Origin of the sequence: Enterococcus ureasiticus, assembly GCF_001730285.1 — a bacterium.
GTDB lineage: Bacteria > Bacillota > Bacilli > Lactobacillales > Enterococcaceae > Enterococcus_L > Enterococcus_L ureasiticus.
This window is the reverse complement of the sequence record NZ_MIJZ01000014.1, coordinates 227502-240813: the sequence shown is the minus strand read 5'-3', so window position 1 is coordinate 240813 and position 13312 is coordinate 227502. Positions and strand designations below refer to the sequence as shown.

The 13312-nt window shown below is 36.6% G+C and carries 11 protein-coding genes; 8 read left to right on the top strand and 3 right to left on the bottom strand.

The genetic code is table 11. The features are described from left to right. A complete protein-coding gene (locus BCR21_RS11920) occupies positions 1-1101 on the bottom strand; it encodes an aminopeptidase P family protein (RefSeq protein WP_069646674.1) in 1101 nt (366 codons plus the stop codon). Between the two features lie 213 nt (positions 1102-1314). On the opposite strand from BCR21_RS11920, the gene ccpA reads away from it, so the two are divergent. Together ccpA and BCR21_RS11910 are read left to right on the top strand one after the other, a co-directional pair. After that, positions 1315-2316 carry a catabolite control protein A gene (ccpA, locus tag BCR21_RS11915; protein WP_069646673.1) on the top strand — a complete coding sequence of 334 codons (1002 nt, stop codon included), beginning with the start codon at positions 1315-1317 and terminating at the stop codon, positions 2314-2316. Positions 2317-2460: 144 nt separating this feature from the next. Beyond that, a complete protein-coding gene (locus tag BCR21_RS11910; RefSeq protein WP_069646672.1) occupies positions 2461-3096 on the top strand; it encodes a sugar O-acetyltransferase in 636 nt (211 codons plus the stop codon). Positions 3097-3210: 114 nt separating this feature from the next. Here BCR21_RS11910 and BCR21_RS11905 read toward each other — a convergent pair whose 3' ends face one another. Then, positions 3211-5679 carry a transglycosylase domain-containing protein gene (locus BCR21_RS11905; protein ID WP_084013300.1) on the bottom strand — a complete coding sequence of 823 codons (2469 nt, stop codon included), beginning with the start codon at positions 5677-5679 and terminating at the stop codon, positions 3211-3213. Positions 5680-5832: 153 nt separating this feature from the next. Then, positions 5833-6174, bottom strand: a complete 342-nt coding sequence (locus tag BCR21_RS11900; RefSeq protein WP_069646670.1) for an iron chaperone — start codon at positions 6172-6174, stop codon at positions 5833-5835. 232 nt (positions 6175-6406) lie between these two features. On the opposite strand from BCR21_RS11900, the gene BCR21_RS11895 reads away from it, so the two are divergent. The 6 genes from BCR21_RS11895 to trxB all read left to right on the top strand — a co-directional run bounded on the left by BCR21_RS11895 (position 6407) and on the right by trxB (position 13287). Then, positions 6407-6859: a DUF1801 domain-containing protein gene (locus BCR21_RS11895; RefSeq protein ID WP_069646669.1), complete on the top strand. Its 453-nt coding sequence runs from the start codon at positions 6407-6409 to the stop codon at positions 6857-6859. Positions 6860-7032: 173 nt separating this feature from the next. Further along, positions 7033-7926 carry a deoxyribonuclease IV gene (locus tag BCR21_RS11890; protein ID WP_069646668.1) on the top strand — a complete coding sequence of 298 codons (894 nt, stop codon included), beginning with the start codon at positions 7033-7035 and terminating at the stop codon, positions 7924-7926. A gap of 226 nt (positions 7927-8152) precedes the next feature. Then, positions 8153-8374 (top strand): YneF family protein, encoded by a 222-nt coding sequence (locus BCR21_RS11885; protein WP_010760812.1) that lies wholly within the window; start codon positions 8153-8155, stop codon positions 8372-8374. A 164-nt stretch (positions 8375-8538) separates the two neighbouring features. Then, a complete protein-coding gene (locus BCR21_RS11880; protein WP_069646667.1) occupies positions 8539-10290 on the top strand; it encodes an ABC transporter ATP-binding protein in 1752 nt (583 codons plus the stop codon). Beyond that, the gene (locus BCR21_RS11875; protein ID WP_069646666.1) at positions 10290-12074 is read left to right on the top strand and encodes an ABC transporter ATP-binding protein; all 1785 of its coding nucleotides are present in this window, start codon (positions 10290-10292) and stop codon (positions 12072-12074) included. Before BCR21_RS11880 ends, BCR21_RS11875 begins: the two co-directional genes overlap by 1 nt. Before the next feature lie 280 nt (positions 12075-12354). Then, the gene (gene trxB / locus BCR21_RS11870; RefSeq protein ID WP_069646665.1) at positions 12355-13287 is read left to right on the top strand and encodes a thioredoxin-disulfide reductase; all 933 of its coding nucleotides are present in this window, start codon (positions 12355-12357) and stop codon (positions 13285-13287) included. Positions 13288-13312: the final 25 nt, after the last annotated feature.

Sequence of the window (13312 nt, the reverse complement as noted above, 5' to 3'; positions counted from 1 at the left end):
TTAATCAATAATCTTTAATTCTTTTGGTGTTTTTGTAAAAGCTTCACAACCTGTTTTCGTCACATGTAAACAATCTTCGATACGCACACCTACTTTTTCTGGAATATAGATACCCGGCTCGATAGAGAAGCACATACCTTCTTCAATAACCAGATCATTTCCAGTCACTAGGGAAGGATATTCATGAACGGTAGTCCCGATACCATGACCTAGACGGTGATTAAAGTATTCACCATAGCCGTAACTGCTGATAACACCGCGAGCAATTTCATCTAATTCTCCAGCAGTAACACCTGGTTTTACCGCATCCATCGCTTTTAATTGTGCTTCTAAAACGATTGAATAGATTTCTTTTTGAAAATCTGTTGGCTCTTTATAAGCGACAGTTCGTGTAACGTCGCTGCAATAGCCATTGTAAACAACGCCTAAGTCAAATAAAACTAAGTCTTGCTTTGCAACAGCCGTATTCCCGGGATTGCCGTGCGGACTTGCGGCATTTTTTCCAGTTAGAACTAAAGTATCGAAGCTCATCGAACGAATGCCTTGACGTTTTAGTTGATACTCGATTTCGGCCAGTATTTCTTGCTCTTTAGCACCTTCAGTAATCGCTTTGAAACCAATCTCTAAAGCAACATCCGCCCAATCTCCAGCTTCCATCAATTTAGCCACTTCAGATGGTGTCTTTAGCAATTGCAATTTTTCAATGACTGGGGTGACATTGGCCGAAAAATCGCTATTTGGAAAATAATTATTTAAAATATCAAAACGAGCAACCGTTAAGGAGTCTTTTTCAGTAGCAATCTTACTTGGAATACTATTTTTTTTGATAAGTTGGGCGATCTTTTCCCAAGGATTTTCGCTATCAAGATAGCCATAGACAGGATATGCCCATGAACTTTTTTCAGCATCTTCAACTTCTAAAGCTGGGGTAAATAAAAAAGGGTCATGATTTAATGAGATAAATAAAGCTAAAACCCGTTCGTGAGGATCGCTTTTGTAGCCAGAAAAATAGGCAATATGCTCGGGATCACTAATATAAGTGAGATCGATATTTTCGCTTTCCATCCATTTTTTTAGTTCATTCATTTTTTCTTGATTCATAAATATCCTTCTTTCTTTTAGAGCTGGTTACTGTAAAACTTATCTTTATCATACCACGAAATGACGTAAAGCGCTTTTTGAAATATGGAGTAAATTTTCATGAAAATAGGATAAAACGGTTGCAATAATAAAAAAACTCTGCTATTCTTAGTGAGAAATGTAAACAGCGTTTTCAGAAAATGAAAACAAATATAAATATTTAGGAGAATTAACATGGAAAAACAAACAATTACTATTTATGATGTTGCGCGTGAAGCAAATGTATCCATGGCGACTGTATCTCGCGTAGTCAATGGCAATCCGAATGTGAAGCCTGCTACACGGAAAAAAGTGTTAGAAGTAATTGACCGCTTAGATTATCGCCCTAATGCTGTAGCTCGTGGCTTAGCAAGCAAAAAAACAACGACTGTAGGGGTTATTATCCCTGATGTTAGTAATATCTTTTTTGCCTCTTTAGCTCGAGGAATCGATGATGTTGCAACAATGTACAAATACAACATTATTTTAGCGAATTCTGACAGCAACGATCAAAAAGAAGTCAATGTATTAAACAATCTTTTGGCAAAACAAGTCGATGGAATCATCTTTATGGGTCACCATATCACAGATGAGATTCGTGGCGAGTTTTCTCGTTCTAAAACACCTGTTGTTTTAGCTGGTTCGATCGATCCTGATGAACAAGTAGGTAGTGTAAACATTGATTATAAAGAAGCAACAAAAGATGCAACAAATTTATTAGCTAAAAATGGCAATAAAAAAATTGCCTTTGTCAGTGGTGCACTAATTGATCCTATCAATGGTCAAAACCGCATCAAGGGTTATAAAGAAGCGTTAGCTGATAATGGCTTATCTTATAATGAAGGCTTGATTTTTGAGTCTGAGTATAAGTTTAAAGCTGGTATCTCTTTAGCTGATCGTATTCGTAATAGTGGTGCCACAGCAGCTTATGTGACAGATGATGAACTAGCAATTGGTTTGTTGGATGGCATGATCGATGCTGGTGTGAAAGTACCTGAAGAATTCGAAATCATTACAAGTAATAACTCATTACTAACAGAAGTTTCTCGTCCGCGTCTATCAAGTGTAACACAACCGTTATATGACATTGGTGCTGTAGCAATGCGTTTATTGACAAAATTAATGAACAAAGAAGAAATTGAAGATAAGACAGTTATCTTGCCGTATGGTATAGATCAAAAAGGTTCAACTAAATAAATAACTGAAAGTATTGATTGCTTATCAAAGATACTCCCTATAGAATAGAGACTAGATAAAACTAGTATTTATTCTATAGGGAGTATTTTTAGACTAAAAATCACGATTGGATTGTATCATATAATTGAAAAAGGAGTATGGCAAATGAATATGAGAGAACGAATAATTGCCGGTAAGCTATTTTTAGATGGTTGTGAAGGATTTCCTGAGGAGCGAATACAGGCAAAAAAAAGAATGATAGCGTTTAATCAAACGTTACCAGATGAATTAGAAGAAAGATTTCAGCTTTTAGACGAAATTTTTGGATCGAAAGTAAACGCATGGATCGAACCACCTTTTTATTTTTGCTATGGGTATAATATTCAGCTTGGTGAAGAATGTTACCTAAACATGGGCTGTACCTTCATTGACGATGCTAAAATCAGCATTGGAAATAAGGTTGCTTTTGGCCCAGAAGTCACTATTGCAACTGTAGGTCATCCTATTCATCCTGACTATCGACGGTTGATGTATGGAAATCCAGTAACGATTGAAGAAAATTGTTGGATTGGAGCGAATACAACAATTTGTCCAGGTGTAACGATCGGTAAAAATAGTGTGATTGGTGCGGGTAGTATAGTGACAAAAGATATTCCAAAAAATTCCGTTGCTGTGGGGAATCCTTGTAAAGTGATACGTGAAATCAGTGAAGAAGATCGTCAATTTTACTATAAAGATCAGCCTTTTTTGAAAGAAGATTTAGTAGAAGTTTATCGATTAAACGATGTATATTGTAACTGAAGAGCGATTGATAAAAAGTTTTTGATTCAAAACTAAGCTGTACTATAAAACAAAGTGCCACCTCAAAATTGTAATTTTGGGTGGCACTTTAAAATTAAAGAAAGGTTTTGATGTTTAGTTATTACTTCTACTTGACGTCGGTGTAGTATTTTCTTTCTTATCATCCTCTTTTTTCTTTTCTTCTTTTTTCTCAGAAGAAGAGGGAGTTGTTGAACCAGAATTTGAAGGGGAAGACGTTGCATAACGGCCCCAATAAGCACTGTAGTTAGCATCTGATCCACCGTATCCAAATTTATATTGGCTTTTTGGAGCGCCATCTTTTGCATAGAACGATTCGACATTTGGTCCTGGAGCCGTGTAAGTTCCACCGTTATAGGTGAAAGTACCCGGTTTTTCTCCTGTAAAGCTTGAGACATTTGATTTGATCACGTCTTTAGAAAGGGTGAATTTTTCACCAGCACCGAATAGATCAGGTCTGACTGAATAGATTGCATTTGCCAGATTTGCTAAGTAGGTACTATTTTGATCCCCGCTATTTGGACTCATTGCTGTTGGATTATCATAACCTGTCCATGAACCCAATGTAATAGTTGGTGTCGAAACGACTAACCAAGCATCTTTGTAGGAATCTGTTGTTCCTGTTTTACCGATCCAATCGACATTTCCAAAGGCTGGATTTAGTCCATTTATCATGTTTTTGAACGGAGTCGTTATTTTTGAATCTAAGACAGAACGCATCATATCATTCATGATCGAAGCGGTTGCTTCAGAGTATACTTGAACAGGTGCTTCTTTATGTTCGTAAATAACTTTTCCACTATTGTCTGTGATCTTATCGATCATATAGCCTTTTTGATATTGTCCTTTATTTGCCAGTGTCTGAAAACCATTCGTTTGAGTTAGAACAGTTGCTTCTACAGACCCTAAAGGGGCAGATTGATAAGCCCAAGCTTCGCTGGCAGGGTAATTCATCTTACTTAAATAATTATTGTAAGAGAAATTATCATCCCCCATCTTTGCTTTCATAGCTTCATTTAGATGATAAACTGGGATATTATATGACCATTCTAATGAATGACGGACAGTGTCAAATGTGTTCGTTCCAGAATTTGTTGCATTCGTTAATTCCTCGCCACTAAGGCTGTAAGAGGTAGGATAGTTAGCCAAACGACTTTCTGAACCAATCATTCCTTGGTCGATAGCAGGCCCATAAACTGAAATTGGTTTGATCGTAGAACCAACTTGGCGGATTGTATCTAATGCATGATTGCTTTGACTGACATTAAAGTCACGACCTGCGACAAAGCCGATAATCCTACCCGTTTTATTGTCCATCAAAACATTTCCAGTTTCAACAAGTCCAGCACCATAGCCATCATCTAGCATGTATCCAAAGTTTGCGACAGCATTTTGCATGGTATCATAAACTGTTTGATCGATTGTTGATTGAATCGTATAACCGCGATTTTGGATTTCTTTTCGTGCTTGATCTTTGTACTGAGAAAGTCCTAGATCATCCAGTGTTTCTTTTTTGACACCAGATTTTTCTATATTAATATCCATCACTGCATTGGTTGCTTGTTCTAATACAGCATTGTAGAGATAGCTTTCGGTGTTTTGATTTGATTCTTGTTGCGGTTGGAAATCTTGTTTTAAATCATAACTTTTAGCTGCTTCATATTCTTCTTTCGTGATGGCTTTTTCACGATACATACTGAATAAAACAAAATCTTTTCGCTTCATTCCGTAAGCTAAATTTTCATCAGCTTTCAAGGCCCCTGTATTGCTATAAGGGGTGTAAATGATTGGACTCTGTGGAAGTCCAGCGATAAAGGCTGCTTGTGGAAGAGTTAAGTCATTGGCACTTTTGCCGAATAGTCCTTTGGCTGCTTCTTCAACACCGGCAATATTTTCACCTTTGTTATTACGGCCAAAAGGTGAAACATTTAGATAAGTCGTCACAATCTCATCTTTTGAAAAGTACTTCTCAATACGATAAGCCAGCAAAATTTCATTGGCTTTTCGCTTGAATGTTGTTTCATCTGTCAAGATTTGTTGCTTCACTAACTGTTGTGTTAGTGTCGAGCCTCCAGATGAACCACCCATCCCTGTTGCATCTGAAACAAGTGCCCGGATGACTGCTTTTGGAACAACACCTTTGTGTTCCTCAAAGTATTCATCCTCGGTAGAAATAATCGCTTTTTTCAAGAGAGGAGAGATGTGTTCACTGTCAACTCTTGTTCTGACCAAATCAGATTTGATCATTGCGATATTTGTGCCATCAGCGTAAGTCATTCGAGAAACTTCAGTGATATCACTGATTTCTGTTTGGAGCTCTTCTTTTGTCGGTGGTTGTGTATCTTCAACTAGAAAAGCAAAATACCCCATACCGATCCCAAGACCTAAAGCACCACCTAATAGTAGAATAACAACTGCAAAGACAAATAATGATTGCAGTACACGAATCACTACATTTATAATCAAAAAAATCTTTTTCTTTTCTGGTCCGTTATTAGAATGTTGTTCCGTTTTACGGGAATTATTCTGATTGTCCAAAAGCTTCACCTCAATATAATGATACATTCCGTGATATTATAGCAAAAAAAATCTATAATGAACAGTTGTTCAGGTATTTCTGGGTACTTAATCAAAAAAAACTTAATATAAAAGGGGAAAAAGTCTATCTGTATTTTTGATTGATTCATATGAAAACGAAGATTGATCTTATAAGCATTTTTATTTTTTAGCATTTTCTTCTAATCGAAATAATACGATTTTTTTGATTAAATCTACTGGTAACTCTTGATCAAGAGGAAATTGAATGGCTCCTTTACTTGTTTTAAATTCTGCAAGCTCAAGTTTAAAGGCTTCAATAGCTGATGGAGCTGGATAAAACCCAATATGATTTTTAGCATTAGCAAAGTGAACTAAGTTTCCATTTAAATAAAAGGTCGGCATTCCATAGGACATTTTTTCCGTTGCTTCAGGGATAAGTTGTTTGATTATTGTATAGAGCTGTTGTAGTTTAGCGTGGCGATCTTCTGGCGTGTTTGAGATGTATTTTTCAATGATGGTCATAGTTTCTACCTACTTTCTTATCGAATAATATATTTAGTATACCATGGTGTAAAGAGAGCTGGATTTATTTTAATTAAAAAAACATAGAGAGTGAAAGTAGTAATAGTTCTATGGTACACTATCAGTATATTGCAGAGCAAAATAGAAGTCTGAAATTACGGAGAAATAAGAGCTTTATTAGATAAATTAACATGGGACTAAAAAAAGAGTGGTTAAGATATGGAGGATATTTATGAATCAGGTTCAAGAATATGTAGAGAACATCGATGAAAAATGGCAGGATTCTTATCAACGATTAGCGAAAGTCATTGCTGAAAATATACCTGAAGGATTTGTCTTGCGCATGCAATACGGGATGCCAACTTATGTTGTTCCTTTAAGCGTGTTTGCCGATGGCTATCTGGGTAGAAAAGATGAACCATTACCGTTTATTAGTTTAGCAGCTCAGAAAAAGCATTTATCCTTGTATCATATGGGAATCATGGGGAATAAAGAATTGTTGACTTGGTTTCAAGAAGAATATCAAAAGGCAGTTCCAACGAAGTTGAATATGGGGAAAAGTTGTATTCGATTCAGTAATCCAAAAAATATTCCTTATGAATTAATTGGGGAATTAGTTGGTAAAATTTCAATGGAGGAATGGGTCGATAGTTATACTCATTTTGAAGAAAAAAATAAGAAGTAGATACAGTTTTTTTAGAAGCAAAAAAATTGTTTTTTCTGATTGTTTCACGTACTCTTTTAAAGGATGTTGAATTTAGCAGAGGTTTTGTGAGTATATAGTTATCTCAAAAGTGGATTAGTTTTCCAGTAGAGACTGAGTGAGTCCGCTACGCTTTTAAAATTAGGAGGATCATTATGTTATTAGGTTCACATGTTAGTATGAGTGGTAAAAAAATGTTATTAGGTTCAGCGGAAGAGGCTGCGAGTTATGATGCGACGACGTTTATGATCTATACTGGGGCGCCGCAAAATACACGTCGTAAACCGATTGAAGAGATGAATATCGATGCAGGTCAAAAGTATATGACTGAGCATAATTTAAGCAATATCGTTGTACATGCTCCTTATATTATTAATTTAGGTAACACGATTAAATTGGAGAATTTTGGATTTGCTACTTCTTTTTTACGCCAAGAAATTGAGCGTGCTCATGCATTAGGTGCAACACAAATCACACTTCATCCAGGTGCTCACGTAGGAGCTGGCGTGGATGCAGGCTTGAAACAAATCATCAAAGGTCTTGATGAAGTTTTATGGAAAGAGCAAGTTCCACAAATTGCACTTGAAACAATGGCAGGTAAAGGGACTGAATTAGGTCGTACATTTGAAGAGTTAGCCACGATCATCGAAGGCGTTAAGTTAAATGAAAAATTGTCTGTTACAATGGACACCTGTCATATCAATGATGCTGGTTATAATGTAAAAGATGATTTTGACGGTGTTTTAGAAGAATTTGATAAAATCATTGGGTTAGATCGTCTGAAAGTCGTTCATGTCAATGATTCTAAAAATCCAATGGGTTCTCATAAAGATCGCCATGCTAATATTGGTTTTGGAACGATTGGTTTTGACGCTTTAAATAAAGTGGTTCATCATGAAAAATTGAAGGAACTACCTAAAATTTTAGAAACACCTTATGTGGGTGCCGATAAAAAGACAAGCAAAGCGCCTTATGGCTATGAAATTGCCATGCTAAAATCACAAAAATTCGATCCAGATTTATTGGAAAAAATCGAAGCGCAACAATAAGAACAGAAATGAAATGGTCTTTCGTAAATTTCTTGTGAAGAATATGACAAAAGACCTTTTCTTTTTGGTCTGTTTCTAGTAAAATGGTTTCTTGAGAGCAATTTACAAAATAGGGATAAATAATCCTATTAAAAATGAGAAACGGTAGGTTAGATAAGAATAGTGACTGCATAACAGACCCGCAGAAGTTCTTGTCCAGCTTTTCTAATAGAAAGGAGAGATTTATATGTCAACAGGTTTAGTAGTATTGATCGCGATTATCGCTTTATTAGCAGGTGCAGCAGGTGGATTTTTCCTTGCGCGCAAATATATGCAAGATTATTTTAAAAAGAATCCTCCCGTTAATGAGGAAATGTTACGAATGATGATGATGTCTATGGGACAAAAACCTTCTGAGAAGAAGATTCGTCAAATGATGCAGCAAATGAAGAACCAAGGAGACAAATAAGGTTTTTTCACTGCTATTCAGAATTCAAGAGCACAACGGGCCGATTTTTTGGCCCGTTTTTTTTGCACTTATTTTTTAATAAATGAAAGGAGTTGTATTGAAATGGGCAAACAACAAGTGAAAGATGTGAGCGCACAGTAGTTAATTAGAAGAGGAGAATGTACATGTCTATATTTAAAAAATTAGGGTGGTTTTTCAAACAAGAGAAAAAAAGTTATATCATTGGGGTATTTTCATTGGTTATGGTGGCGCTGGTACAATTAGTTCCGCCAAAAGTTATTGGGATTGTTGTTGACAAAATCGCTGCAAAAAATTTGACGATCAAACCTATTTTGTTTTGGGTCAGTATTCTTTTAGCAGCAGCTTTAGCACAATATATTTTTCGCTACATTTGGCGGACGCATATATGGGGAAGTGCAGCAAGACTAGAAAAGGATTTAAGACGGCAATTATTCCATCATTTCACAAAAATGGATAATGATTTTTATCAGAAATATCGAACAGGAGATTTGATGGCACATGCAACAAATGATTTGAATGCGATTCAAAACGTTGCAGGAGCGGGTATTTTAACTTTTGCGGATTCATTGATCACAGGGGGCGCTACGATTGTTGCTATGATTTTGTTTGTAGATTTGCGTTTGACCTTGATCGCGCTGATTCCCTTGCCATTACTAGCTGTGACCTCAAGAGTTCTAGGATCAAAATTGCATGATGCTTTTCGAGACTCACAAGCAGCGTTTTCTACGATCAATGATAAAACGCAAGAGAGCATCACAGGTATAAAAGTAATCAAAACATTTGGTCAGGAAAAAGAAGATATTCAGGATTTTACAGAGAAAATTGATGATGCGATTGTTAAAAATAAACGAGTAAACTTTCTAGATGCTTTATTTGATCCATTTATTACGTTGATTATTGGGATTTCTTATGTTCTGACCATCATCGTGGGTGGACGCTTTATTATGGAAGGCACGATCACGATTGGGCAATTGATTTCATTTATAAGTTATATAGGGATGCTTGTTTGGCCGATGTTTGCAATTGGTCGTTTGTTTAATGTACTGGAGCGAGGCAATGCAAGTTATGATCGTGTGAATGAGTTGCTCCATGAAAAGACACATATTATTGAGAAAAAAGATGCAATCCAAACACCTGCTAAAGGTCGGTTATCGATGGAAATTGCTCAGTTCACCTATCCAAAAGATGATAATGCAACCTTGGAACAAATCAAATTTACAGTTGGTGTAGGAGAAACGCTAGGAATCGTTGGGAAAACTGGAGCTGGGAAAACGACGATTTTAAAATTATTGATGCGTGAATATGATCATTATCAAGGCCGCGTAACGTTTGGTGGTCATGATATCAAAGACTATTCATTGGATGCGTTGATGAATTCGATGGGCTATGTACCTCAAGATCATTTTCTATTTTCAATGACAGTACGGGATAATATTCGTTTTGCTAATCCTGATTTTACCGAAGCAGAAGTAGAACAAGCAGCTGAAATGGCGTTTATCAATAATGAAATCAAAGCGTTTCCTAAAGGCTATGAGACGTTGGTTGGCGAACGCGGCGTTTCTTTATCAGGTGGTCAAAAACAACGGATTTCAATTGCTAGAGCGTTGATCGTCGATCCTGAATTACTGATTTTAGACGACGCTTTATCAGCAGTCGATGCGAAAACGGAAGAAGCAATTCTTTCTAATTTAAAAGAAGCAAGAAAAGAAAAAACAACAATCATTGCAGCTCATCGATTAAGTAGTGTGATGCATGCAAAAGAAATCATTGTTTTAGATGAAGGAAAAATCGTTGAACGTGGAACACATCAAGAGCTGTTAAGGCTTGCTGGATGGTATAAGCGTATGTGGGATAAACAACAATTAGAAGCTAAGATTGAAGGGAGTGAAGCATAATGGAAGAAAAATATGAATCAGAATGGACAAAATCAGTTCCGTTAAAAGAACAAGTTTCGATCGTTAAACGATTGCTGAAATTTGCACGACCATTTCGCCGTACTTTTTTAACAGCAATTTTGTTCGCTCTGATCCTGTCAATTATCAATATTCTTTTACCAAGGATCATTCAAACCTTTATGGATGATTATTTAACAACGAAAACGGCTACCAATCAAGTCATTCTCTTTTTTGCTGGGTTGTATCTCTTCGGCGTGATCGTTAAAAGTGTCGTCTGGTTTTTCCAATGGTTTTTATATTCGACTGCTTCACTGAAAACCTATCAATATATTCGCGTGAAGTTGTTTGAAAAACTGCAAACATTAGGTATGCGTTATTTTGATCAAACACCAGCCGGCTCGATCGTTTCTCGTGTAACAAACGATACGGAAACCTTATTTGAATTCTGGTATGTCTTTTTGATGGTTTTAACAGGTATTTTTGCCGTGGTTTCTTCCTTTATTGCGATGTTTCAAATCAGTGGGAAAATTGCGTTGTATAATTTGATTTTCTTACCTATTTTGCTGATCGTGATTTGGTACTATCAAAAATTCAGTTCTAGAATCTATAGAAGTATGCGTGAAAAACTAAGTCAGCTGAACACAAAGCTAAATGAATACATTTCAGGTATGCAAATCATTCAGCAGTTTAGGCAAGAACATCGTTTAGAAAAAGAATTTGAAGAAACGAATAATGACTATTTACGGACACGTTTTTTAATGATTAAGACCAATTCATTGTTATTAGGACCAATCATTAATTTCCTTTATACACTAGCGATTGGCTTGACCTTGGCTTTATTTGGGTATGATGCTTTACATTCTCCTGTTGAAGCTGGAATGATTTATGCTTTTGTGACGTATGTCCAGGCGTTTTTTAATCCAATGACGCAAATGATGGACTTTCTAAGCGTCTTTACAGATGGCATGGTTGCTGGTAGCCGCATTTTGAAAATCTTTGATAACGAAGAATTGACACCGCAGCAAAAAGTTGGAGCCAATGCAGAAATTATTCGTGGGAAAATTGAATTTCGTAATGTTAGTTTTTCTTATGATGGAGAGAATAATGTCTTGAATAATATCAGCTTTATTGCCAATCCTGGTGAAACTGTCGCATTGATTGGGCATACTGGTAGTGGTAAGAGCTCGATCATTAATGTCTTGATGCGTTTTTACGAATTTTATGAAGGTGAAATTTTGATCGATGATCGTGATATTCGTGAGTATCCATTGCCAGAATTAAGGAAAAAATTAGGGTTAGTTTTACAAGATGCGTTTATGTTTTATGGTGATATTGCTGGGAATATTCGGATGTTGAATCCAGAAATCACAGATGAGCAAATCAAAGCCGCAGCGGAATTTGTTCAGGCTGATAAATTTATAGAAACCTTGCCAAAAAAATACCATGCAAAAGTCATCGAACGAGGAGCCAGTTATTCAAGCGGCCAGCGTCAGCTGATTTCATTTGCTAGAACGATTGTAACGGATCCAAAAATCCTTGTGCTGGATGAAGCAACAGCGAATATCGATACGGAAACAGAAGGCTTGATTCAAGAAGGTTTAGCAAATATGCGTCAAGGTAGAACAACCATTGCGATTGCTCACCGTCTATCTACCATTCGTGATGCGGATCTGATTTTAGTATTGGATAAAGGCCGAATCGTTGAACGAGGCAATCATGACCATTTATTAGCTCAAAAGGGTTTGTATGCAGATATGTATAAACTGCAAAATAGTGAAGGGTAAAAGGAGAGACTGAGGCAGGAGCTACTTTTTTCTCGATATTTATTCAGATTCATAGCGTGGAGCAAAACTATAATTAGTTTTGCTCCACGTTTTTTTCTTATTAAAAGTAAGTATAAAAGAGATGCTATCGAGAAAAAAGCATGATATAATGGGAAACGGAAATAAATGACTCAAAATAAATTTGTTTTGAGCAGATACTATCACTGGGCAGAAAGATAGACAATCAATTCGTTAAGTTGTAAAGTAAATGTACTTGAAAAATTCGGAGGGTGAAAAACTTATGTATGATGTAATTATTATTGGAGCAGGGCCTGCTGGAATGACTGCAGCGCTATATGCGTCACGTTCTAATCTTTCAGTATTGATGATCGAACGCGGTGCGCCAGGCGGACAAATGAATAATACAGCTGAAGTAGAAAACTATCCAGGTTTTGATTCGATCATGGGACCTGAGTTAGCTTATAAAATGTACGAAAACGTTGAAAAATTTGGTACTGAAAATGCCTATGGTATTGTGATGGATATCAAAGATCAAGGTGCTTATAAAGAGGTCATTTGTGATGATAAAACCTATCAAGCCAAAACAGTGATCATAGCAACAGGTTGTGAACACCGTAAATTAGGTGTGAAAGGGGAAGAAGAATTTGCAGGCCGTGGTGTGTCTTATTGTGCAGTTTGTGATGGTGCCTTTTTCCGTAACAAAAAACTTTTAGTGATTGGTGGCGGCGATTCAGCCGTTGAAGAAGCGATTTACCTAACACAATTTGCTTCAGAAGTTGTGATCGTGCATCGTCGTGATGAGTTACGTGCGCAAAAAATCATTCAAGATCGTGCGTTTGCCAATGAAAAAATTTCTTTTGAGTGGAATACTGTCTTAGAAGAAATCGTTGGAAATGATAAGGTTGTAACTGGTGGGCAATTAAGAAATATCTTGACTGATGAAGTGAAAGAGATTCCAGCTGATGGTGTCTTTATCTACGTTGGACTTGATCCGCTAACAGAACCGTTCAAAAAAGCTGGCTTGACGAATGCTGAAGGCTGGATCGAAACGGATCAAGATATGAAAACAAGTATGCCCGGTGTGTTTGCAATTGGGGATGTTCGTGAAAAAACATTACGTCAAATCACAACAGCTGTTGGCGAGGGCGGAATTGCTGGACAACAAGTCTACAAATATATTGAAGATATGGCAGAAGCTGAAGAAGTTAAATAATCAATCATTTTGTTGAAATATCACT

Excerpts from the sequence above, each read along its gene's own strand:
- BCR21_RS11920 (WP_069646674.1), bottom strand. The coding sequence starts at position 1,101 with ATGAATCAAGAAAAAATGAATGAACTAAAAAAATGGATGGAAAGCGAA.
- ccpA (WP_069646673.1), top strand. The coding sequence starts at position 1,315 with ATGGAAAAACAAACAATTACTATTTATGATGTTGCGCGTGAAGCAAAT.
- BCR21_RS11910 (WP_069646672.1), top strand. The coding sequence starts at position 2,461 with ATGAATATGAGAGAACGAATAATTGCCGGTAAGCTATTTTTAGATGGT.
- BCR21_RS11905 (WP_084013300.1), bottom strand. The coding sequence starts at position 5,679 with ATGTATCATTATATTGAGGTGAAGCTTTTGGACAATCAGAATAATTCC.
- BCR21_RS11900 (WP_069646670.1), bottom strand. The coding sequence starts at position 6,174 with ATGACCATCATTGAAAAATACATCTCAAACACGCCAGAAGATCGCCAC.
- BCR21_RS11895 (WP_069646669.1), top strand. The coding sequence starts at position 6,407 with ATGAATCAGGTTCAAGAATATGTAGAGAACATCGATGAAAAATGGCAG.
- BCR21_RS11890 (WP_069646668.1), top strand. The coding sequence starts at position 7,033 with ATGTTATTAGGTTCACATGTTAGTATGAGTGGTAAAAAAATGTTATTA.
- BCR21_RS11885 (WP_010760812.1), top strand. The coding sequence starts at position 8,153 with ATGTCAACAGGTTTAGTAGTATTGATCGCGATTATCGCTTTATTAGCA.
- BCR21_RS11880 (WP_069646667.1), top strand. The coding sequence starts at position 8,539 with ATGTCTATATTTAAAAAATTAGGGTGGTTTTTCAAACAAGAGAAAAAA.
- BCR21_RS11875 (WP_069646666.1), top strand. The coding sequence starts at position 10,290 with ATGGAAGAAAAATATGAATCAGAATGGACAAAATCAGTTCCGTTAAAA.
- trxB (WP_069646665.1), top strand. The coding sequence starts at position 12,355 with ATGTATGATGTAATTATTATTGGAGCAGGGCCTGCTGGAATGACTGCA.